A 22,464-nucleotide genomic window follows, 5' to 3' on the forward strand; every position below is an offset into this window, starting at 1 on the left:
CGACCACCTGGGCCCCGTCCGCACCGGGCCCAGGCACACGTCGCGCGTCGAAGGGGACTGGCATGGTGTTCCACAGCGAGATCGTGTTCCACAGCGAGTACGAGGATGTAGCGGTTCTCAACCAGCCCATCCACGAAGCCGTACTCGGCCGGGCGCCCGAGTACGGCGACGCCCCCGCGCTGATCGACGCGGTGGACGGCACCACCGTCAGCTACCGCCAACTGGAAGGCCAGCACCGGTCGGTGGCCGCCGGGCTGATCGCCGCCGGTGTGGTCAGGGGTGACGTCGTAGCCCTGCACAGCCCCAACAGCATCGCCTACCCGGCCGTCTTCCACGGCGCGAGCCGGGCGGGCGCCACGGTCACCACCGTGCACCCGCTCGCCACCCCGGAGGAGTTCGCCAAACAGATACGGGACTGCGCCGCGCGGTGGATCATCACCGTGTCACGGCTTCTCGACGTGGCCCGCCGGGCGGCCGAACTGGTCGGCGGGATCGAGGAGATCTTCGTCTGCGACCGGGCCGAAGGACACCGCTCGGTGCTCGGCCTGCCGGGGGGAATGGACCCTGCCCACGGTATGGCCGTCCCGATCGACCCCGCCGAGGACATCGCCGTCCTGCCGTACTCCTCGGGCACCACCGGCACCCCCAAGGGCGTCATGCTCACCCACCGGTCGATCTCCACCAACCTGGCCCAGCTGCACCCGTTCGCCCCGATGGGACCCGGTGAGCGGATCCTCGCCGTGCTGCCCTTCTTCCACATCTACGGACTCACCGCGCTGCTCAACGCACCGCTGCGGTACGGCGCGACGGTGGTGGTGCTGCCCCGGTTCGAGCTGGGCCAGTTCCTGGCCGCCATCGAGAAGTACCGCATCAACGGTCTCTACGTGGCCCCGCCGATCGTCCTCGCCCTGGCCAAGCACCCGTCCGTCACGCGCTACGACCTGTCGTCGCTGGAGTACATCGTCAGCGCCGCCGCCCCGCTCGACTCCGGTCTCGCCGCCGCCTGTTCGGCCCGGCTCGGGCTGCCGCCGGTGCGCCAGGCGTACGGCATGACGGAGCTGTCACCCGGCACACACGTCGTCCCGCTCGACGCGGAGAACCCGCCGCCGGGAGCGGTCGGGAAGCTGTTCCCCAGCACGGAGATGCGCATCCTCTCGCTGGAGGGGCCCGCACATGATCTCGGCGCGGGCGAGGAGGGCGAGGTCGCCATCCGCGGGCCGCAGGTCATGAAGGGCTACCTCGGCCGGCCCGAAGCCACCGCCGGGATGATCGACCGGGACGGCTGGGTGCACACCGGTGACGTCGGCCGGGTGGACGAGGACGGCTGGCTCTTCATCGTCGACCGGGTCAAGGAACTCATCAAGTACAAGGGCTTCCAGGTGGCCCCCGCCGAACTGGAGGCGCTGCTCCTCACCCACTCCGAGATCGCGGACGCGGCGGTCATCGGCGTGTACGACGAGGACGGCAACGAGGTGCCGAAGGCGTTCGCCGTCCGGCAGGCGGGTGCGCACCTCACGGAGGAGGGGCTGATGGCGTACGTCGCGGAGCGCGTCGCCCCGTACAAGAAGATCCGCCGGGTCGAATTCATCGGCGCCGTCCCGCGTGCCACCTCGGGGAAGATCCTCCGGCGTGAACTGCGCGACCGGGAACGGCGGAACAGCGCCCGCCAGGAGCAGCCCTGGGGCAGTGGCAGGGAGACAAGGGAGCAGAGGACATGACGTCGTCCGTACGCAGCGTGATCGGGACCGCCCACGACCGGGGGATCACCACCCTGACGCTGGACGCACCGCAGAGCCGCAACGCGCTCTCCGCGCAGCTGGTGGCGGAGCTGGGGGAGGCCCTGTCGGCGGCAGCCGGTGACGACTCCGTACGCGCGGTGGTCCTCACGCACACCGGGAACACCTTCTGCGCGGGCGCGGATCTCAAGGGGCCGCCGGACCCGGCCGCGTTCGTGGGGCTGATGCGGGCGATCGTCGTGCACCCCCGGCCCGTGGTCGCCCGCGTCACCGGCCATGTCCGGGCCGGCGGGCTCGGGCTGCTCGGCTCCTGCGACATCGCGATGGCGGGTCCTGGGTCCTCCTTCGCTTTCACCGAGTCCCGGCTCGGCCTGGCCCCCGCCGTCATCTCGATGCCGCTGCTGCCGCGCATGGACGCGCGGGCGGCGGCCCGCTACTACCTCACGGGCGAGCGGTTCGACGCCGCCGAAGCAGCCCGTACGGGACTGATCACCGGCGCGGCCGACGATGTGGACGCGGCGCTCGCCCCGGTCGTGGACGGACTGCGCAGGGCCTCCCCGCAGGGCCTGACCGCATCGAAGTCCCTGGTCACCGCTACGGTGCTGGAGAACTTCGACCGCAAAACGGAGGACCTCATCGCCCACTCGGCGGCCCTCTTCGCGTCGGCCCAGGCGCACGAGGGCGTACAGGCCTTCCTCGAACGACGGGATCCCGCATGGGTGTTGTGACGGACCGGGACGGCGGCACGGCGCGTACTGGCAATCCGGACAGTACGGGCCGGGGCCCCAAGCAGGACCGCAGCCGCGCCACCCGGCAGCGCCTGCTGGAAGCGGCGGTCTCCTGCCTGGCCGAACACGGCTGGGCAGGCTCCACCGTCTCAGCCGTCGCGGAACGCGCGGGCGTCTCCCGGGGCGCGGCGCAGCACCACTTCCCGACCCGCGAGGACCTGTTCACGGCGGCGGTCGAGTACGTGGCCGAGGAACGCTCCACCGCCCTGCGCACCCTGCCCCCGCAGGACCGCCGCACCGTGGTGGCGGCCCTGGTCGGCCTCTACACCGGCCCGCTGTTCCGGGCCGCACTGCACCTGTGGGTGGCCGCGTCCAACGAACCCCAACTGCACGCCCGCGTCACGGAACTGGAGGCCAGGGTGGGCCGCGAGTCGCACCGGATCGCCGTACAGCTGCTGCGGGCGGACGAGTCCGTGCCCGGAGTACGGGAGACGGTGCAGGGCCTCCTCGACATGGCACGGGGGCTGGGCCTGGCGAACCTGCTCACGGACGACGCGGAGCGCCGGGAGCGCGTGGTGGAGCAGTGGGGCGAGCTGGTGGAGGGGGCGCTGGGGGGCCGGGGGAGCGGTCGGGGCTGAAGACCGGTAGTCGTCCTTCCGCGCCGCGAGATACCGCCCCCGGCCCCTACTGCCCGAACGTGATCGCCGGTCAGACCGGGTGCGTTTGATCAGGCCCGGGTCACCGGTGCCTGAAGTTCCGTCACCCAGTCGTCAACGTCCTCGGGACATTCCAGGCTGACCTCGCGGGGGTAGCCGTCCGACCGGTAGCCGTTGGTGTCAGTCCAGCGGGCCAGGAGCTGGGCGGTGGGAAGCACGGTGTCCATCGAACCCCGGTGCACGATGGTCGCCGCCTGGGCGAGGGAGGGCAGATCGAGGATGCGGAAGATGCCCTCCTGAAGAGGGGCGGAGACCTGGACGGCGGCGTGGACGCGGATCCTGCCCTTGCCCTCCGGTGCGTCCTCGTAGTACGCGACGCCGGGGCCGGTGGGGGTGATACCCGCTTCGCCCAGGCACCGGAGCAGCTCGTCGTAGAGCGGCCCAATGACCGGACTGATGTGTTCAGGCTCGAAACTCGCTGCGGTCGCGGTCAGTTCCGCCACCCGGACAGCAGGGACTGTCTTGATGACAACGTCGTTCGTGGGCATGTGCCCCTCACTTTCGATCGCTCGGAGCCTCGCCTCGACCTGGACCAGCCGTGCTCTTGCGGCGGCCATCGTGGCCTCCAGCTCTGCCCGCCGCAGCCGCAGCATGCCGCGCAGTTCCTCGACGCTGACTTTCTCGTCCACGATGTCCTGGACCTGCTGAAGGATGAACCCGAGGTCCTTGAGGGCGATGATCCGGTTGAGGCGGGCGAGCTGAGCAGCGGTGTAGTAGCGGTAGCCGCTCGCAGGGGCGACGTGGGTCGGCCGCAACAGGCCGGTAGCGTCGTAGTGACGCAGCATCCGGACTGAGACGCGGCCGTGCCGGGCGAATTCTCCGATGGTGAACATGATGTCTAGGAGCTGACCGCCTGACATGGTGTGAGGGTCAAGAAGCTAATTGACGGCCGAAGGTGCAGGATCCCCTCCGGCCCGAACGCGGAGCGGCCCACTCCCGTCGCAACGGGGAGCGGGCCGCTTTCACCCGTTTCCGGGTCCGTAAAGGAGAGAGGCTAGTTGAGCGCGCCGGACCGCAGTGCGCCGATCAGCACACCGAGTGCGCCGTAGGAGAGCAACATCGCAGGGCCGTGCGGGTTCTTGCTGTCCCGTACGGCGACGATCTGTTCGTCGTGGTCGACTACGCCGCACTCGACACAGTCGCTCTGCGCCTGCGATCCAGTCGCCTTCCACCACACGACGGGCAGTACCGACGAGTCGGCAACATGTTTCATTTCTTGTCCCTTGCTTCTGTGATCAGGGCGAGTGATTGCTCGACCGGGAGCGCGGCAGCACGCAGACGTTCGAAGGCCTGTGTGTACAGGGATACCTGAGGTGCATCCTCGACGTAGATCGCGTTCGTCAGGCTCTCCAGGTGGACCACGTCGAGGTCCTTGTGTGCGCCAAAGCCGAGATGCGTAAAACTGCCGGTTTGGCCGACGTTCGGAGGCGCGGTGGAGGGAAGCACCTGGATGTTGATGTTGGGCAGCTCAGCCATGCGGGCGAGGCGTGCCAACTGCTCATGTATCACTGACGGATCGGTGGTCTTCGTGCGCAGCGCGGGCTCTCCGATGATGGCCCAAAGCCGCAGCGGCTCCTCACGGTTCGTGAGTACGGACTGCCGTGCGAGTCTGATCTCGACGAGCGCCGACACTCGTTCCGCGATGGCTGCGTCCATGGCGGTGCTGGTGATCGTTTCGCGGGCGTACTCGGCAGTCTGGAGCAGCCCTGGAACGGTGGCCACCTGCCACGCCTGCATGGTGGTTGCTTCCGCCTCCAGCGAGATCAAGTCTTCGTAGACCGGGGACAGAACACCACGGTACGAGTGCCACCACCCGCGCTGTGCCCCTTCGCGCGTAAGTGCGAGCAGAGCGGCACGAAGCTCGTCGTCCACCGACTCCTCGCCTATCGCTCCGTACAGGTCGAGCAGAGTCTCAACGTCCGCCGCCTTGGCCGCGCTCTTCGCCAGTTCCATGCGAGACAGCTTGGAGAGCCAAGGTGTCTGCGAATTCGCATTCTTCGATGTCTTGCTATTGCACGCAGTGGAGTCGATAGAGCACTCTGGGTTGCGTAACGCTGATCCGTGTCCGTGCTGGTGCGCCATGAGTGTGTGCTGGCCAGCACATGCATCTGAGGGGATAGCGCGATGGTCCTGCTGGGGTCGCTATCGGCCTGGCAGGAGGCGCGGTTGCTGTCTTCGGGGCGGTCGTTCTGCTTTTGGGGCCGGTCTCGTCGCTGCTCGCAGGTGACACGGTCGGGAGTCTTCACGGCAAAGAGAAGACGGCCACTATCCCCTTGAGACCGTTGCCCGCGGACCTGCCGCCGACGGCTCAACGGATCACCCCAGCTATGACGATGCGAGACAGTCGACGACCGTCTCGATGTATCGACGGAGCCGAGACGACCCGATGAAGCTGGACGACATTCTGTTCATCGCATAGCCGATCGTGACACCGCGGTCCGCATCGGCGATGACGGCCGACCCGCCCCATCCGGTCCAGTAGCACGTACGGCCTTCGGGTACATAGGGCATCGCGCTCGATCCTGACAGCGCGAATCCGATCCCGAACCGCAAAGGCACGCCAAGCACGAGATCAGAGCCCTCACTCTGCTCGTGGAAAACGAGGTCGATCGTGTCGCGGGACAGCAGGCGCTCGCCGCCCACGACCCCCTCACCCGAAATCACCCGGAGCGAGCGGACCAGCGAGCGAGCATTCCCGTGTCCGTTCATCGCACCGAGCCGAGCCCGCCTCCACCAAGCGGTGTTCGCGGCTTCCGCCAGGAGGACCGGTGCGCTGAACGTCCGGAAGGCCGGGCTGTCCGGAGAGACCGCACTGAGATCGGCCTTCACCGGTGGTGGTGGAACGATCGGAGCGACCCGCGTCCAGTCCGTCTCCCGCGCTCCCAGCTGAATGTCGGCATCCAGGGCAACGGCGAGGTCGCGCGTGATGAGATCGTTCAGCGGCGCGCCAGTCACACGGCGTACCAGCTCATCGATCAGGGTGCCGTAGGTTGCGGCGTGGTAGCCGGAAGCAGTGCCCGGCTCCCACCACGGGGCCTGCCGGGCTAGCGCCGATGCCGCGCTGGTGTGGTCGGCGAGATCCTCGATCGTGAAGGGCGGATCCCAGCCGGAGACCCCGGACGTGTGGCTGAGGATGTGTCGGACCTCGATGCCCTCCTTGTCGTTGACCCCGAACTCCGGCCAGTACGTGGCCACACGCTCGTAGGGGTCGAGCAGGCCACGATCGATGAGGAACAACGCGGCGAGTGCGGTCACCGTCTTCGTGGTCGACCACAGGTTCGTGATCGTGTTCTCCTCCCAGGGTGCCGTGTGCTCCGGGTCACAGAACCCACCCCAGAGATCGAGGACGCTGTGCCCACCGACGTCGACGGCAAGGCTCGCGCCGAGCTCCTCGCCCGACGCGACCGCCTCTGCGAACACTTCACGGACCGCCGAGAAGCGCGCGTCGCATGTTCCAGATACGTTGGATCGTTCTTCACGGTTAAAGCCCATAGCGCGCCTTCCGCTCTCGCGTCGCTTTGATGCCCTGCTGCGAGGGCAGGCACAGGCTAACCATCGCGCTCACGGAGCACCGGATTCTCATGCCGAAACGGCAACACCCAGTACGCGATCACGCCGGACCGCGTACCGCACGCGGATGGGTGTTTCCTATGCAGTCGGTGTCGACGACCGTGGAACGAGTGAGGGCCGCGCCCTTCTCGACGGACAGAGACGCATCGCGTTCCTGACCAATAGGACTCCGTTAGTACTCCAGTGCGGCTTCGTGAGCTGTCCGGTGGGTTCGTCGACGGTCCGTCGTCGGTAGTGGTCGAGTCCGACCTGGCCCTTGGCGGCCTGGAAGCGCTCCTCGACGCTCCAGCGGACACCGGCGACGGGGACGACTTCGGAAAGGGGCACCTCGGTGGGTGACCAGCACAGGTAGAAGGCGAGTTCGCCCCGTGGACCGGTTGCGTCGGACGAGTAGGTGCCGGTGGCTTCCGGTGCCGATGTGGATCCAGGCCCAGTCGTAGTACCGCGGGCCCTTCGCGCCGTTTCCAGCGCTCTGACGTTGCCAGGCCGTGGCGGGCAGGCGCCCGGCGACGGTGTCCGAACTGGCCGGGCTGCCCTTGCGCATCTTCGAGTTCGATGAACCGCCGCGCGGCTTTCCCGGGTGTTCTTGACCGGAGCGAATCTGAGCCGTGCCGACCTGCGCGGCACTGATCTGAGCCACGCGATCGTCAACGGCGCTGATTTGCGGAAGGCGTGGCTCGCGGGGGCCCGCCTCGATCGCGCGGCTCTTGCGAAGGCCGATCTGCGGGGAGCACTCTTCGCCGACCCGGCGCTGCCGTCGTGGCCCGCCCTTAAGGCTTTCGCGGCCGGCGTGTCCGGCCGATCGCCCGCTCGGCGCCGGAGGCCAGCGTGGCCACGAGTTCGGCCGCCGGCCGCAGACGTCCAGCGCACGCCGGGCCTCATCCATGTCGGTGGCCTGCACGATCAGCAGACTCCCGGCGTCTCGGACGCGAGCGGCGTACGGGGTGGGGTCACCGTAGGAGAGCAGTACGGCCCGCGGTCCGTGGGCCAGCGCCTGATCGATGGCCTGCGGACCGATGGCCCGGGTCAGGAACCCGATACCCCAGGGCTTGGCAGTCTCCTCGGTGACGCCAACTCCCGTTCCAGCCAGCTGGGTTCATCCCGGCCCCCGCCGATCAGGCCGCGTCCACCGGCATTCGGTACGGCTGCTGTCAGGGCTCCCTCGACGATCCCGCCCATGAGCGCGAGGGCGAGCGGGTGCTCCAGGCTACGAGTTCGGTGAACGCGGTGCTGAAGGTCATGGGCCCAGCATGACCCGGGCGCGCCTCCTATGAGCCACGCGGGCACGCGGAAGTCAGACTGCTGAAGTCGGCTTGAGCGGGCCGGTGACAACTGGCGGGTCAGGGGCGGCCGAGGGCGCGGACGGTCCATCCGGCTTCGCGCCAACGGGCGGCGTCGAGTGTGCCGCGGCCGTCGATGACTGTCGGGCTCGCTGCGCGGGTGGCGAGACGGCGGGGGTCGACGTGGCCGTACTGCGGCCACTCGGTCAGGTGCAGCAGCAGGACCGCGTCCTGGACTGCGGCGACCGGGTCGTCGGTGTAGTCGAGCCGGGGGTGCGTCTTTCGGGCGTTGTCGAGGGCCTTGGGGTCGGTGACGGTGACCGTGGCGCCGAGCTCGCGGAGGTTCTGGGCCACGGTGAGGGCGGGAGAGTCGCGGACATCGTCGGTGTCGGGTTTGAAGGCGGCGCCCCAGACGGCGATGCGTTTGCCCATGACGTTGCCGCCGAGCTGTTCTCGGGCGAGGCCGACGATCCGTTCGCGGCGGCGGTTGTTGATGGCGTCGACCTCGCGGAGGAATGTCAGGGCCTGGTCGGCGCCGAGTTCGCCCGCGCGGGCCATGAAGCCGCGGATGTCCTTGGGCAGGCAGCCGCCGCCGAATCCGAGTCCGGGACGCATCCCGCTGCGGCCGATGCGGGCGTCGTGTCCGAGGATGTCGGCGAGCTGGTGAACGTCCGCACCCGAGGTCTCGCAGACCTCGGCCATCGCGTTGATGAACGAGATCTTCGTGGCAAGGAACGAGTTCGCGGACGCCTTCGCGAGCTCGGCGGTGGCCCAGTCGGTGACGATTGTCGGCGTCCCGTATTCGATGGTCTTCGCGAAGCACTGCCGCAGTACGGCTTCCGCCCAGGACTGTTCGGTGTTGAAGCCGAAGACGAGCCGGTCGGGGCGGAGGGTGTCCTCGACGGCGGACGACTCGCGCAGGAACTCCGGGTTCCAGGCGACCTCGACCTTCTCGCCCGCAGGGGCGAACTCGTGCAGGATCTCCGCGATGCGCGGTGCTGTGCCGACCGGGACGGTCGACTTGACCGCGACGACGGCCGGGCCGTGCAGCCGCGGGGCGAGCCGGCGGACGGCACCGAACAGGTGGCCGAGGTCGTAGGCGTTCTCCCCGGCACGTTGCGGGGTGCCGACCCCGATGAAGTGCAGGTCGCCGTGGGCGGCGGCCTCCGCGTAGGAGGCGGTGAACTTCAGACGGCCCGATGCGGTGTGCTTGGCCAGCAGGTCGTCGAGGTCGCGTTCGAAGAACGGGGCTCTGCCGGAGTTGAGGAGATGGACCTTGTCCGTGTCGGTATCCAGGCCGACCACGTCGTGGCCGAGTTCGGCCATGCAGGCCGCGTGGGTGGCGCCCAGGTAGCCGCAGCCGATGACGGTGAGTTTCACGGTCGGGTGTCCTTTCAGGTGGGGCCGCCGCCCGGCTGTCCCGTGGAGGGCATGGCCAGGCGGGGCCGGGCGATCAGGCGGAGGCCTGAACCCTCATCACAGCGGTCGCCCGGAATCCGGGGGAGGGCTCGCGAGGGGGCTCACAACTCGCGTACGCGGCCGGCTGCGAGCCCGGAGGCAATACCCTCGGTGGCCCACCATGCGGTGATCGCGTACGACTCTTCGTGGCTCGGATCAGTACGGCTTCGTGTGCGCACCGCCCAAGTAACCGGTCAGGGGGACGCCGTGGCATCGGCCGTCCGCCGGAGCCGTCCGCCCAACGCGGACCTGGCCCGGCTCATCGAAGCCTGCGGTGCCAGCCGCAAATCCCTGGCCCACCGGATCAACCAGCTGGCCCGGCAGGCCGGGATCGGGACGGACTACTCGCATACCTCGGTGGCGAACTGGTGCCGGCGCGGGATGACGCCGAAGTGGCCGGTCCCCAAGCTGCTCGCCCAGGCGATCGGCGAACGGCTGGGGCGGCCCGTCGGCCTCGCCGAAATCGGTATGGGCGAGGCGGAGACACCGGACGCGACCATGGGGTTGGATTTCCCGCGGGATCCCGCTGACGCTGTCCGCGTCGCCACTTCGTTCTGGAGCTCCGTGAACCGCCGTGACTTCCTCACCACGGGCGCGTCCGGCTTCGCCGTGTCCGCGTTCGCCACTCCGGTCACCCGCTGGCTGGTCACCCCTGCCGACGAAACCGCCGAACACGACGGCGGCCACCAGGTCGGCCGGGCCGACCTGGATGAACTGCGCGAGGCCGCCGACGACGCACGGCGCTGGGACTCCAAATACGGCGGCGGGAACTGGAAAGCCAACTCCGTCACCGTCTGTCTCCAGGGGCGAGCGGCCCAGCTGCTTCGGGGCTCCTTCGCCGACGACGTCGGCCGCGAGCTGTTCTCGGTGACCGGGGAACTCTCAAGGCTGGCCGGGTGGACGGCCTTTGACGTCGGAGAGCACGATGTCGCCCAACGGCACTTCATCCAGGCTCTCCGGCTGGCCAGGGCGGGCGGGAACGTGCAACTGGGCTGCTACGTCCTGACCACGATGGCCATGCAGTCGCTCCTGCGCGGGTTCACCGGCGAGGCCGTCGACATGGCCCAGGGCGCATTCGAGCGGGCCAAGGGGCAGGCCGTGCCGCGGGTACTGGCGTTCACGAAGCTGATCGAGGCGCGGGCCCATGCCCGTGAGAACGATCCCAGGGCCGCATCGCGGGCGCTGGCCTCCTCGGAGGACCTGCTGGAGCGGGCGAGCCGGGACAGCGGCGACGAGCCGGCGTGGATCGACTTCTATCACCACTCACGGCTCTCGGCGGACGCCGCCGAGGTGTTCCGCGACCTGAAGAACCCCAGGGCGGCCCTGGCCTGGAACCAGCGGGCCGCCGCGATGCCGTCCGGGCCTTCACGCGCTCCGTCGGCATGCGCCTGGCCATCGTGGGAACGGCCCACCTCCAGGCCCGCGACCTCGACCACGGTCTCGAACTCGGCAACCGGTCCGTCGACATCCTCGCCCGCGTCAGGTCGTCCCGGGCCCTGGACTACATCCGCGAGTTCAACACGGCCCTGGCTCCCTGGCGACGCGAGCCGGCGGCGCGCGAGTTCGTCCAGCGGACCCGCGAGGAACTCGGCGTCGCCCCGTGAAACTCCCTGGGCTCGACATCGAGACGCTTCAGGGCAGACCGATGGACCGGTTCTCCTCCAGGACCCGGTATCCGGCGCTCGTGTACAGGTTCATCGCCACCTCGTTGCCGCCCCACACGGTGAACATCAGCGCCGAGTCGCCGCCCGCGAGCGTGGCCTGTTCACCGGCCGCCATCGCGGCCCGCCCGTAACCCTTGCCGCGGTGCTGTTCGTGGATGTGCAGCGAGTAGCCGTAGGTGACGCCGGGGAGGAAGCCGTGCTTCAGCCAGCCGGTGCCGAGCTGGTCCTCGCCCGCCGCTTCGAGTACCAGCAACGTGTGGTCGGGCGTCGCCAGGCCATCGGGGAGCAGCTCCACGAAGTCCCGGTCGGACTTGCGTACGGCCTCTTCGGGGCTCAGGGCGCCCGCCCGGACGATGTCACCGACGTAGGAGGCCTTCTCTGCCGCCAGCCACCCGGGATACTCGGCCTCCGTCATCGGCCGGGCCGTGACGCCGTCGAGGGGTGCGGGCGGGGAACTGATGGGGCGCATCCTGGTCTGGCCCAGGACGGAGTAGCCGTCGAACACCTCGTCCGCGGGCTCGGTGAGCCGTACGCTCAGCCGGGTCGCGCCGCGCTCCGCGCACCATGCCTCGGCCCAGGCGCGGGCCGCCTGCTCATGCCCCCGGCCGGCGCTGAGTGCGTCGACCCGGAGGTCGCCTATGAGGCCCGCGGGCGTGCCGTTGTCGTCGGCCACGGATACGGCGACGTATCCCACCCGGGTCCCGGCGTCCGTGATCCCGGTGACTGTCCAGTCGCCGATCCGGCCACGGATGCCTTCCAGCCGACGCTCCGCCGCAGCCGCACCGAGCCCGGCGGCGGCGTACGAGGCGAGAAGCCGCCGCTCGAAGTCCTGCTGCCATTCCGCGCTGTCCACGAGGGTGCTGAATTCCGTCACTTGATCACACCAATTACGTTGTCATGGGCCGGGGCCCGGGATGTCAGTTGCCCCGGAGTTCCGGTTCGTCGTCCGGCGAAGGGGTGGGGGCCGCCTGCCTGTACGCGTAGTTGAGCGCACCGCCCGCCGCTGCGGCGAGCGTGGTGTGGAGGTTCTCCAGCCGGATGCGCCGGTCCATGTACACCAGGCCGAGGGTCAGGGGCGTCAACGGTGCCCTGAGCGTCGCGGCGGTCACAGCGGCGAGTACGACGACGGTGGCCGGAAGGATGAGGCCGGCGGGTGACAGCCGGAACGGCTGACCGCTCTGGGCACTGTCGAGGAGGCCCGAGGGCGCGAGCTGCACCGCGATGGTCCCCGTCAGAGTGGTGATCAGCTGGGTGGCCGCGTAGCCGATCATCCGGGCCAGGTACGCGATGCCCATACTGCGCCACCAGGCTCCGTGGCTGAGCGTCCAGGCGCGTCGCATCGCGGCGGCCGGACGCTGCTTCTCCAGGACTGTCACCGGTACCGCGAGGATGAGCCGGCCTCCCGTGTAGAGAGCGCCGACAAGGCCCGGGATGAGCAGGAGCAGACCGAACGCCGCGGCGGTGGCGCTGTGCAGGATGACGCCGAGCAGGATGCCCGGCAGCGCGGAGGCGAGCAGGATGCCCACGGTGGTCAGGCTGGTCAGAAGCTGGGTGCCCAGCACCCGCCACAGGTGGCGCCGGGCCTCCGCCCAGGCCCGGCGGGCTGTCACGGGCGGGCGGCCCAGTACGGCGTAGCGGCCCAGCACCGTGATGCTGACTGCCGCGGAGGCGGCGTAGGCGAGGGTGGCGAGGATCAGCAGCGGGAGCGCGACCACCGCGATGGCCGCGCCCACGTCCAGCAGGTGATGCGTGGTCATCCGGGCACCGGACGCGGGCAGTGGCGTGACCAGGGCCCAGGCGGCGAAGGCGCAGCCGCTGAGCAGCACGGTGAAGCCGAGAGCGAGGACGAGCAGGGGGAGGTAGATCGGCTTGGCATAGCGCCCGATGGTGGAGAAGGTGCCTCGTACGATGTCACCGGCGTCCAGCCGGCGCAGGGGCACGGTGCCGGGTTGGGGCGCGGAGGGTGCGTACGCCCAGCCTGTCGGCGTGAAGGCGCCGACGGGTAGGCCGCCGGGCCCCGCTGCCCACTGTCCCCCGTCGAGTGTCATGGCCCGCCCTCCCTGCGTGCGACAGCACACTGCTTCGAGAGTAAGTGCATGAAGTTCCCTTTGACAGCGGGCAGTTGCGTTCTGTCGTGATGGGCGGGCGGGGCGCGGGCAGTTCCCTTCAATTCCGCGGCGGCAGTGCCTCCAACTGCGCCATGACCGGCCGCAGTTCCCGCTTGACCAGGCGGCCCAAGGTCAATGCGAACGGCATCCGCAGCGCCGTCGGGTCGAAGCGGGTGAAGGTGGCCTCCCAGCCCGGGTCGAACACCACCACGCCTTTGAGGACGAAGTCCCAGCGCAGCCGTTTCCGGCCGCCGTTGAGCCAGACCTCCCAGCGGGGGCGCGTGGGGCGGACGGGCAGCGGATAGTCCGGCAGCGCGGGCAGCGGCGGCCATGCGGTGCCGGATGGCTGTGGCTCGGTCCGCGAGCGCCGCTCGTACTCCACGGCGACCGCCTCGCGGAAGCTCTCGTAGGTGGCGGCATCGCAGTAGATCAGCACGACCAGCCGGGTGGACGGTTGCAGGAGGCGCACCGCTTCCGTGAACTCCCAGACCGTTCCCGGACCGAGGCCCGCCGCCATCAGCACCATCTGCGCCCCCTCGATCAGCGAGCTGACGGTGCCCTGCCAGTCGTCGAGGGGTAACTGCCCGCGCACCGCACCGATAGGAGGAAGGTGCTCGCCGGGCCTGCCGACCGCGATGACGCGGCCGAAGAGCCCGAAGCGGTGCACCAGCTTCTCCTCGTGGGTCAGCCCCGAGAGGAAGAACAACAGCGGCGGCTGCGCCCCGCCGCCCTGGATGTCGGTGTCCAGCGCGGCCATGGCGGCATCATTCGAGAACGGGCGCAGATACAACACGTAGCGGGTCCCTGCCAGGACATCGAACGCGTCGATCACATCGGCCGTGTACCGCTTGCCCTGTACGACGAGGCGTCGGCCGGCCCCGAATATCCTCAGGCCGACAGCGGCCGCCACCAGGCCCGCCAGCCCGCGCAGCCACCAGGCCGGGTGGAGCATCCCCGACAGCTGATCGCTGGTCCATCCTGATCTGAAGACCAGCCAGCCGGTGACGCCCAGCACCCCTCCCGCCAGCCTCAGGGCCCACCCGGCAGCCACGAGCCGGCGCCCCTTGGGCCAGCGCTCGTCCACGGGGGACAACAGCTTTCCGGTACGCATAAGTCCTCCGTACTCCGGTACGACTCTGCCCGGCGCCCCTCGCGCGAGTACGCCCCCGCGCTCAGCCGGTGATGCTGTCGTACCCCTCGATCTCGCGGGGATCACGCGTTCCGGGCCCCACGTATCGTGCCGAAGGCCGCACCAGCCGCCCCGTGCGCTTCTGTTCCAGGATGTGCGCGCTCCAGCCCGCCGTACGGGCGCACGTGAACATCGACGTGAACATGTGCGCCGGGACCTCCGCGAAGTCCAGCATGATCGCCGCCCAGAACTCCACGTTCGTGGCCAGCACCCGGTTGGGGCGCCTGGCGTGCAACTCCTCCAGGGCCGCCTTCTCCAGCGCCTCGGCGACCTCGAAGCGGGGCGCGGCCAGCTCCTTGGCCGTACGGCGCAGCACCCGGGCCCGCGGGTCCTCGGCGCGGTAGACGCGGTGGCCGAAACCCATCAGCCGCTCGCCCTGGTCCAGCGCCCGCTTCACATACGCGCTCGCGTCGCCCGTCCGCTCGATCTCCTCGATCATCCCGAGGACCCGCGACGGCGCCCCGCCGTGCAGCGGCCCGGACATCGCACCCACCGCACCCGAGAGGGCGGCGGAGACATCCGCGCCGGTCGACGCGATGACCCGGGCGGTGAAGGTGGAGGCGTTCATTCCGTGTTCGGCCGCCGACGTCCAGTACGCGTCAACTGCCTTGACGTGCTTGGGATCCGGCTCACCGCGCCAGCGGATCATAAAGCGCTCGACGACCGAATCCGCCTTGTCGATCTCGCTCTGCGGAACCATCGGGCTGCCCTGGCCGCGCGCCGACTGGGCGACGTACGAGAGGGCCATCACCGCCGCACGCGCCAGATCGTCGCGCGCGGTGCGCTCATCGATGTCGAGCAGCGGTTTCAGGCCCCAGACGGGTGCGAGCATCGCCAGCGCGGACTGCACGTCGACCCGGACGTCACCGGAGTGCACCGGGATCGGGAACGGCTCGGCGGGCGGCAGCCCGGGATTGAACGCGCCGTCGACCAGCAGACCCCAGACGTTCCCGAAGGACACCTGGCCGACCAGATCCTCGATGTCGACGCCGCGGTACCGCAGCGCGCCGCCCTCCTTGTCCGGTTCGGCGATCTCGGTCTCGAATGCGACGACTCCTTCGAGTCCGGGTACGAAAGCGGCAGCGGCGTCAGACATCAGGCGGCTCCTCGTGATGCGTTCGACCTGTGTGCGGAGGGACGAGTCTGACGGCTCCCGCCGGTGCGGGGAAGCGTGACATCCGGCACACATCGCCTTTGCGGCAGGATGGTCCCGTGCCGAACCCTGATCTGAATCCCGCCGTGATGCGCGAGCAGTACCGTTCCTCCGTCCTCGCGGAGGCGGACCTCGCCGCCGCTCCGATGGACCAGTTCGCCCGCTGGTTCGCCGACGCCGTCGCAGGCGGCCTGCACGAACCGAACGCGATGGTCGTCTCGACCGCGACCCCGCAGGGCAGCCCCTCCGCCCGTACGGTGCTGCTCAAGCGATTCGACGCGGACGGCTTCGTCTTCTTCACCAACTACGGCTCCCGCAAGGGCCGTGAACTGGCCGCCAACCCGCAGGTCTCGCTGCTCTTCCCCTGGCACCGGATCGCCCGCCAGATCATGGTCACCGGCACGGCGTCCCGTATTGCCCGCGAGGAGACGGTGGCGTACTTCCGCACCCGCCCGCACGGCTCGCAGCTCGGCGCGTGGGCGAGCGCCCAGTCGTCGGTGATCGCCTCACGCGAGGAACTGACCAGCCGTTACGAGGAGTTGGCGGCCCGCTATCCGGAGGGCACCGAGGTCCCGGTGCCGGAGGGCTGGGGCGGTTACCGGGTGGCTCCCGACACGGCCGAATTCTGGCAGGGCCACGAGAACCGGCTGCACGACCGGCTGCGGTACGTACGCGCGGAGAGCGGCGGGACGGATTCGGCGTGGCGGGTGGAGCGGCTCTGCCCGTGAGGGCACAGGGCGTGCGCCCGTGTCTGTGAACGCAGAAACCCGCGGGCTCTGGTTCCTCCTTGCGGAGGAGCCGGCCGGACTTACCGGCGAGCCCGCGGGTCGGTGACTGCTTGGGATTTCGGCCGGCGGTCTGCCGGCACTGCACAGAGTGCGACGACGGGCCGTCAGCCCGCAGCCACCTCGCAAGTCCGAGAAGAAATCACTTCCGGAACACCTCCCTTCTAGCGTGCCGCCGACTTTAGGAGCCCCTCCGGGCCCGATCAACCGAATTAATCAGCGGTCAGCGGGGGCCGGCCGGGGGAGAACGGCCGGAACCTGGCGCCCCCGGCCGGCGTATGGATTTGCCATGGCCGGAACTTATTTCCGTAAGTCGGGTGTGGGCTGCGTCACGTTCGCGTTGAATGATCTGACGTGCGGTACATGCAGTACATGCGGCGGACGCGTCCTGTTGGGGGTGCCGGATGAGTGGTTCCCGGATCGAGGCAGCCAGTGCGCTGGGGCCCGATGAGCCCGAGCCCGGTGGGGAGTCGGGGGCTGGAGGGATTCCTCGTCCCGGTGCTCCGCAGGGCTCTCCCGACGGCGCCGGTGGTTCCGACGGCACCGGCGGTGGGTCCGGTGCCCCGGGCAGTCCGGGCTCCGATCTGCTGGCCGCGCTGCTGGACGGGATGGATGCCGCGCTCTGCGCGTTCGACGCGGACGGGGTGGTCACGCACTGGAACCGCGAGGCCGAGCGGATTCTCGGCTGGTCCCCCGACGAGGCCGTCGGGCGTACCGGCTTCGCGGGCTGGGCGGTACGGGCCGCGGACGCCGGCGAGGTGCAGGACCGGCTGATGGCGGTGATGCGCCTGCCGGGCCGCCAGGTCAACGAGTTCGCGCTGCTGCGCAAGGACGGCGGGCGGGTGCTCGTACGGACCCAGTCGTCCGGGGTGCGCGGCCCGGACGGCACACCGGCCGGGGTGTACTGCGCGTTCAGCGAGGTCCATGCGCAGATCGATCTGGAACGGGCGATCGCGCTCAGCGAGGCCATGTTCGACGACGCGTCCTGGGGGGTCGTCCTGGTCGATGTCGATCTGCGGCCGACCGTCGTCAACGCCCATGCCGCGCGGGCACTCTCGACGGGGCGCACCACGCTGCTCGGGCGTCCGCTGGGCGACCTGATCGTGCAGGGCGCCGAGGAACTGGAGGGTGCGCTCCAGCATGTACTGGCCGAAGGGGCGCTCCCGGCACCCGCCGAGCTGTGGGTGACGCTGCGCACCGCGGAGGGCGAGCGGCGGCGCTGCTGGCGCAACGGGTTCGTGCGGCTGGCCTCACCGCTTGCGGAGGAGCCAGTTCCGCTCGGGGTCGGCTGGCTGTTCCGCGACATCACCGAGGCCAAGCAGGCCGAGCAGGAGGCGAGCCGGCTCCGTTTCCGGGGCAACCAGCTGCACCGCGCCTCGCGGGCGGCCGCCGAGTGCGAGGACCCGATGGAGGCGGCGACGTCGTATCTGGACTTCGCGCTGGCCGGGTTCGCCGACCATGCGCTGATCGACCTCATCGACCCCATCGACAGCACCGATATATCCGGCGATGCGTCCGCCCGCCCCTCCGGGTTCTCCTCGGCGGAGGCGCCCGCAGAGCGGCTCGTACGGGTGGCCGAGACGCCGTCCGCAGGCGCGTCCGGGCCGTGCCTGCCGGTGGCGGGCGCCGCCCTGCCGGTGCGCTACCGGGCGGGCCATCCCGCCCTCCAGGCGGTGGCCAGGACCGGGGCGGTACGGACCAGCGCGGCGGCCGCGTCCCGGCCGGCACCGGCAGCCGGAGACGCGTCGGCTCCGGCGGCAGGAACGGCCGGGGACGCATCCGCCGCGTGGGCGTCGGAGCGGCAGTGGCCGCCGGGCACCGTGCACGGGCTGTGCACGGTGCTGCGGAGCCGGGGGAGGACGCTGGGGGTCGTGACGTTCCTGCGCGGGGCGAGCCGCCTCGCCTTCGAACGGCCCGACGCGGTGTACGCGGAGAGCGTCGCCGTACGAGTGGCTTCCGCCATCGACCTGGCACGGGCGCTGGGGGACCGGGGGCGGAACACCTAGCCTCCCCTGCCGGTCGGTCTTGGTCGGTCTTATCCCGCCACCGGCTCCCTGGTCAGCCGCCGGGCCGCCAGTTCCGCGTACACCGCGGCGCCGTCGGCCAGGACCGCGTCGTCGAACTCGGCGAGCGGGGAGTGGTTGTTGGCGCTGCGTTCCGGGTCGGCGCCGGCCGGCGGGGCGCCCAGCGTCAGCATCGCGCCCGGTACCTCGGCCAGCACCCGCGAGAAGTCCTCCGAGCCGTGCAGCGGCTGCCGCAGCGCCACATAGCGTTCCTCGCCCAGCGCGTCACGCACCACGTCCGCCACGAAGTCCGCCTCGGCGTGGTCGTTGACGGTCACCGGATACAGCTCGGCGAAGTCCGCGTCCACGCCCACCCCGAACGCCGCCGCGATGCCACGGCACACCTCCACCGAGCCGTCCTTGATCCGTGCCTGCGCCTGAGGCGAGAAGCTGCGCACCGTCGCCTCGAAGACCGCCGTGTCGGGAATGACGTTCTGCTTGGTCCCGGCGTGGAAGGAGCCGACCGTGAGGATCACCGGGTCGAAGACGTCGAAGGTACGGGTGATCCACACCTGAAGGGCGCTGACCATCGCACACGCCGCCTGGATCGGGTCCTTGGCGCGGTGCGGCATCGAACCGTGCCCGCCCTCGCCGCGTACGGTCACCCGCAGCACGTTGGACGCGGCCAGCGCCGGACCGCCGCGGGTGCCGAAGACGCCGCTCGGCAGCCCCGCCGACATCACATGGATCGCGTACGCCGCGTCCGGCCGCCGGCCCGACGTCTCCAACAGCCCCTCGGCGAGCATGTGCCGGGCCCCGTCGAAGCCCTCCTCGCCCGGCTGGAACATGAACAGCACATCGCCCGCCAGCCGGTCACGGTGCGCGCTGAGCAGCTTGGCGGCGCCGGTGAGCATCGTGGTGTGCAGGTCGTGGCCGCAGGCGTGCATCCGGCCGGTGTCCGCCGCGAAGTCCAGACCGGTCCGCTCGGCGACCGGCAGCGCGTCCATGTCGCCGCGCAGCAGCACCGTCGGGCCCGGCTGCGCGCCGTGCAGCACCGCCGTCACCGAGCTCAGCCCGTCGCCCGTCCGCACCTCCAGCGGCAGACCGTCCAGCTCGGCCAGTACCGCTTCCTGGGTACGGGGCAGCTCCAGCCCCACTTCGGGGATGCGGTGCAGCGAGCGTCGCAGCCGTACGAGGTCGTCGGACAGGGCGCGGGCGTCGTCACGCAGGTTCATGGAAGCTCCTTCGGAGGGGGAGGTGACGGGGGAGGGGAAGTGAACGGGGAGGGGGGCTCAGCCGGTGGGCTCGGTGGGCCCGGCGGGCCCGGTGCGATCCGGGAAGCGGATCAGGAGCGTGCCCAGGAGGGAGACGACCGCGGCGCCGGCGGCCCACCAGGGCACCATCGTCAAGTGGCCTGCCCTGCCCAGGGCTTGGGCCAGCAGCGGGAACGTACCGCCGAAGAGCCCGGTGGCCACCGTGTACGGCACGCCCATCGCCACCACCCGTACCGGTACCGGGAACAGCTGCGCGAACAGCACGTTCGTCAGGCCGATCGGTGCCGCGATCAGCAGCAGATAGACGACCGTCACCACCCACATCGGCAGCACCCGGTGCGCCAGCGCCATCATCAGCGGCACCGTCGCCAGCGCCAGCAGCGCCAGCCCCGTACGCAGCGTGCGCAACGGTCCCAGCCGGTCGGCGAGCTTGCCGACGCCGACCATCGCCGCGATCAGCAGGAGCAGTGGCAGCAGCATCGACGCCGACGAGGCGGTGTCCGACGAGACGCCCAACTGCTGGGCGTACTGGGGGAGATACGTGGTGCCGAAGTAGTAGCCGATGGTCGCGCCGACGCTGATCAGGAAGACGGCGGCGATATTGCGGGCACTGGCGCGGTACAGGGCGCGGCGCCCGGCCGCCGTACTGCCGGATCCGGCCGCCGCCTGCTCGGTGAACTCCTCGCTCTCCTCGGCGCTGCGCCGGATCCACAGAGCCAGCAGTCCGAGCCCGGCCGCCACCAGGAAGCCGATCCGCCAGCCGCCGCCGCTCACCCCGTGCTTGCCCAGAGTGGCCAGCAGCAGCGTCAGGACCCCGAAGGACAGGATGTTGCCGATGACGACACCGGAGTACGAGATCGAGCTGTAGAGGAAGCGCAGCCGACGGGGCGCGGTCTCGGTGACGTACGCGGCGGCACTCGGGTTCTCGCCGCCCATCGACACGCCCTGGACCAGCCGCAGCAGCACCAGCAGCACCGGCGTCGCCGCCCCGGCCACGGCGGCCGTCGGCAGTACCGCGATCAGTACGCTCGCCGCCGAGATGACCGCCATGCTCAGCGTCAGCCCGAAGCGGCGGCCGCGCGAATCGCTGATCCGGCCCATGACGTACGAGCCGAAGGGCCTGACGACGAAGCCGACCGCGAAGCCCAGATAGGCGCCGATCAGCGCGGTGGCCGGGTCGTCGCCTGGGAACAGCTGGGTGGCGAAGAACGGCGCCAGGACGGCGTAGATCGTCCAGTCGAAGGATTCGACCACGCCGCCGACGGTGGCGGCGAGCAGCGCCTTGCGGCCGGCCGCACCGGCCCGCCGCGCCTCACTCCGCGCGGCTGTGTCCGTTGTGGCTGTGTCCGCCGTGAGTATGTCCGCCGTGGGTATGTCCGTCGTGCCTGCTTCCGCGACGGTGCCGGTGGCCGTACTCAGACCTGGGCCTGTGCCGTGGTCGTCGCCCGCCGCGCTGTCTGCGACCGCTGAAGTCATCGCCAACCTCTTCCCGATGGGCCCGGTGAATCCGGTGTCCGGCGGTGCCTGGATGGGACGACATGCTGCTCAGTGCCGCTGCCGGGGAAAACGGAATACGCTGGGAACGCAGGAAAGCCTCAGCAAGGCGGACGTCATGCAGGATTCCGGTGTCATCGCGGGGCTCGACGCGCAGCTGGTCCACGCGCTGCAGATCGCCCCGCGCGCGTCCTGGCAGACCCTCGCCCCGGTCCTCGGTATCGACCCGGTCACCGCGGCCCGCCGCTGGAAGGGGCTGCAGGGCGCGGGGCTGGCCTGGGTCACCGGCTATCCCGGCCGCCGCCTCATCGAGCGGCTGTGCACCGCCTTCGTCGAGGTCGACTGCCGGGCGGGCAGCGTCGAATCCGTCGCCGACACGCTCGTCGTGCTGCCGCAAGTCGCCACCGTCGAGCACATGGCCGGCGGGCGCGACCTGCTGATCACGGTCTTCGTCCCCGGCCTGGGCGAGCTCTCCGAGCTGCTGCTGCGCCGGATCGCCGCGCTGCCAGGTGTCACCTCCACCCGTGCCTCCATCGGCACCCGCCTCTACGGGGAGGGCAGCCGCTGGCGGCTGCGCGCGCTGACCACCCTGCAGAGCGAACGCCTGCGCCTGACCTCGCCGCCCCCGCGCACCGGCTCACCGGCGGGGCTCGACGGCCCTGACCGCGCGCTGCTGCCGGAACTGTCCCGCAACGGCCGCGAGAACGCCGTGGAACTGGGCCGGGCCGTCGGCCTCAGCGCCCCCACCGTCCGTCGCCGGGTGGGCCGGCTGGTCGCCGACCACGATCTGGCGCTGCGCTGCGAGGTGGCCCGTGAGCTGACCGAATGGCCGGTGTCGGCGACGCTGTGGGCGGGCATCCCCGCGGACCGTCTGCCGGAGGCGGTCCGTGTCCTGCTCACCCTTCCCGAGGTACGGCTGTGCGCGTCGGTGACCGGGCCGCAGAACCTGCTGTTCACGGTCTGGCTGCACTCCATCCAGGACGTACAGCGGCTGGAGACCCAGCTCGGCGAGCGGCTGCCGCAGCTCCGGCTCAAGGACCGGTCGATCGTGCTGCGGCAGACCAAGCTGATGGGGCGCCTGCTGGACGGCAGGGGACGCGCGGCGGGCGCGGTTCCGGTCGACCCTTGGGCACCGGTGATGCCGGTGACGCCAGTAGCTCCGCTACGCCGGTGACTCCGTGACGCCAGTGACTCCGCTCCGACGCCGGTGGCTCCGTGACGCCAGTGGCTCCGTTCCGACGCCGGTGGCTCCGTGACGCCAGTGACTCCGCTCCTCCGCCGGTGGCTCCTGCTACGTCACGTGGCT

General features: G+C 70.4%; 19 protein-coding genes and 2 pseudogenes. 10 read left to right on the forward strand and 11 right to left on the reverse strand.

From position 1 onward, the window contains the following. Positions 1–80 precede the first annotated feature (80 nt). Genes OG210_RS17640 through OG210_RS17650 form a run of 3 tightly spaced genes read left to right on the forward strand, consistent with a single transcriptional unit; the run spans position 81 to position 3,102 of the window. Entirely contained in the window at positions 81–1,718 is a 1,638-nt protein-coding gene (locus OG210_RS17640; protein WP_371540344.1) for a 4-coumarate--CoA ligase family protein, read from the forward strand. Further along, on the forward strand, positions 1,715–2,464 hold the full coding sequence (locus tag OG210_RS17645; RefSeq protein WP_328327878.1) for an enoyl-CoA hydratase family protein: 750 nt from the start codon (positions 1,715–1,717) through the stop codon (positions 2,462–2,464). The genes OG210_RS17640 and OG210_RS17645 overlap by 4 nt, the downstream gene beginning before the upstream one ends. Beyond that, the gene (locus tag OG210_RS17650) at positions 2,452–3,102 is read left to right on the forward strand and encodes a TetR/AcrR family transcriptional regulator (protein ID WP_328327876.1); all 651 of its coding nucleotides are present in this window, start codon (positions 2,452–2,454) and stop codon (positions 3,100–3,102) included. The genes OG210_RS17645 and OG210_RS17650 overlap by 13 nt, the downstream gene beginning before the upstream one ends. A gap of 89 nt (positions 3,103–3,191) precedes the next feature. Here the strand turns inward: OG210_RS17650 and OG210_RS17655 are convergent, their stop codons facing one another. The 4 genes from OG210_RS17655 to OG210_RS17670 all read right to left on the reverse strand — a co-directional run bounded on the left by OG210_RS17655 (position 3,192) and on the right by OG210_RS17670 (position 6,672). Continuing rightward, entirely contained in the window at positions 3,192–4,013 is an 822-nt protein-coding gene (locus OG210_RS17655) for a MerR family transcriptional regulator (RefSeq protein ID WP_328327874.1), read from the reverse strand. Positions 4,014–4,174: 161 nt separating this feature from the next. Continuing rightward, on the reverse strand, positions 4,175–4,393 hold the full coding sequence (locus tag OG210_RS17660; protein ID WP_328327872.1) for a DUF397 domain-containing protein: 219 nt from the start codon (positions 4,391–4,393) through the stop codon (positions 4,175–4,177). Next, on the reverse strand, positions 4,390–5,133 hold the full coding sequence (locus OG210_RS17665) for a DUF5753 domain-containing protein (RefSeq protein ID WP_328327870.1): 744 nt from the start codon (positions 5,131–5,133) through the stop codon (positions 4,390–4,392). The genes OG210_RS17660 and OG210_RS17665 overlap by 4 nt, the downstream gene beginning before the upstream one ends. Positions 5,134–5,505: 372 nt before the next feature. Beyond that, the gene (locus tag OG210_RS17670) at positions 5,506–6,672 is read right to left on the reverse strand and encodes a serine hydrolase domain-containing protein (protein WP_328327868.1); all 1,167 of its coding nucleotides are present in this window, start codon (positions 6,670–6,672) and stop codon (positions 5,506–5,508) included. Positions 6,673–6,933: 261 nt separating this feature from the next. On the opposite strand from OG210_RS17670, the gene OG210_RS17675 reads away from it, so the two are divergent. From OG210_RS17675 to OG210_RS17685, 3 genes and pseudogenes are all read left to right on the forward strand, one after another. After that, positions 6,934–7,089, forward strand: coding sequence for a hypothetical protein (locus tag OG210_RS17675; RefSeq protein ID WP_328327866.1), 156 nt, complete (start codon positions 6,934–6,936; stop codon positions 7,087–7,089). Between the two features lie 235 nt (positions 7,090–7,324). Beyond that, positions 7,325–7,384, forward strand: a pseudogene (locus OG210_RS17680) (pentapeptide repeat-containing protein); the annotation flags it as partial. A gap of 27 nt (positions 7,385–7,411) precedes the next feature. Further along, positions 7,412–7,972 carry a hypothetical protein gene (locus tag OG210_RS17685; protein WP_371540346.1) on the forward strand — a complete coding sequence of 187 codons (561 nt, stop codon included), beginning with the start codon at positions 7,412–7,414 and terminating at the stop codon, positions 7,970–7,972. Between the two features lie 118 nt (positions 7,973–8,090). Here OG210_RS17685 and OG210_RS17690 read toward each other — a convergent pair whose 3' ends face one another. Beyond that, positions 8,091–9,410 carry a UDP-glucose/GDP-mannose dehydrogenase family protein gene (locus tag OG210_RS17690; RefSeq protein WP_328327864.1) on the reverse strand — a complete coding sequence of 440 codons (1,320 nt, stop codon included), beginning with the start codon at positions 9,408–9,410 and terminating at the stop codon, positions 8,091–8,093. 285 nt (positions 9,411–9,695) lie between these two features. Between OG210_RS17690 and OG210_RS17695 the strand changes: the two are divergent. Next, positions 9,696–11,092 (forward strand): annotated as a pseudogene (locus tag OG210_RS17695) (sporulation protein). A gap of 28 nt (positions 11,093–11,120) precedes the next feature. Here the strand turns inward: OG210_RS17695 and OG210_RS17700 are convergent. The 4 genes from OG210_RS17700 to OG210_RS17715 form a co-directional block, all read right to left on the reverse strand. Further along, positions 11,121–12,026, reverse strand: coding sequence for a GNAT family N-acetyltransferase (locus OG210_RS17700; RefSeq protein WP_328327858.1), 906 nt, complete (start codon positions 12,024–12,026; stop codon positions 11,121–11,123). Positions 12,027–12,069: 43 nt separating this feature from the next. Next, positions 12,070–13,200, reverse strand: coding sequence for a hypothetical protein (locus OG210_RS17705; RefSeq protein WP_371537595.1), 1,131 nt, complete (start codon positions 13,198–13,200; stop codon positions 12,070–12,072). Between the two features lie 118 nt (positions 13,201–13,318). Then, on the reverse strand, positions 13,319–14,371 hold the full coding sequence (locus OG210_RS17710; protein ID WP_328327854.1) for a hypothetical protein: 1,053 nt from the start codon (positions 14,369–14,371) through the stop codon (positions 13,319–13,321). Positions 14,372–14,432: 61 nt separating this feature from the next. Continuing rightward, complete coding sequence (locus OG210_RS17715; protein WP_328327852.1) at positions 14,433–15,545, reverse strand: citrate synthase 2; 1,113 nt, start codon at positions 15,543–15,545, stop codon at positions 14,433–14,435. A 146-nt stretch (positions 15,546–15,691) separates the two neighbouring features. Here OG210_RS17715 and pdxH point away from each other — a divergent pair, with 146 nt between their 5' ends. Both pdxH and OG210_RS17725 read left to right on the forward strand, forming a co-directional pair. Continuing rightward, the gene (gene pdxH, locus OG210_RS17720; protein ID WP_328335478.1) at positions 15,692–16,330 is read left to right on the forward strand and encodes a pyridoxamine 5'-phosphate oxidase; all 639 of its coding nucleotides are present in this window, start codon (positions 15,692–15,694) and stop codon (positions 16,328–16,330) included. A 461-nt stretch (positions 16,331–16,791) separates the two neighbouring features. Continuing rightward, the gene (locus OG210_RS17725) at positions 16,792–18,393 is read left to right on the forward strand and encodes a PAS domain-containing protein (RefSeq protein WP_371537599.1); all 1,602 of its coding nucleotides are present in this window, start codon (positions 16,792–16,794) and stop codon (positions 18,391–18,393) included. 29 nt (positions 18,394–18,422) lie between these two features. On the opposite strand, the gene OG210_RS17730 is transcribed toward OG210_RS17725, so the two are convergent. Continuing rightward, a complete protein-coding gene (locus tag OG210_RS17730) occupies positions 18,423–19,625 on the reverse strand; it encodes a M20 family metallopeptidase (protein WP_328327850.1) in 1,203 nt (400 codons plus the stop codon). 57 nt (positions 19,626–19,682) lie between these two features. Next, complete coding sequence (locus tag OG210_RS17735) at positions 19,683–21,140, reverse strand: MFS transporter (protein ID WP_328327848.1); 1,458 nt, start codon at positions 21,138–21,140, stop codon at positions 19,683–19,685. A 136-nt stretch (positions 21,141–21,276) separates the two neighbouring features. On the opposite strand from OG210_RS17735, the gene OG210_RS17740 reads away from it, so the two are divergent. Continuing rightward, on the forward strand, positions 21,277–22,332 hold the full coding sequence (locus OG210_RS17740) for an Lrp/AsnC family transcriptional regulator (RefSeq protein WP_328327846.1): 1,056 nt from the start codon (positions 21,277–21,279) through the stop codon (positions 22,330–22,332). Positions 22,333–22,464 lie beyond the last annotated feature (132 nt).

Source organism: Streptomyces sp. NBC_00466 (genome assembly GCF_041433995.1).
Classification (GTDB): domain Bacteria; phylum Actinomycetota; class Actinomycetes; order Streptomycetales; family Streptomycetaceae; genus Streptomyces.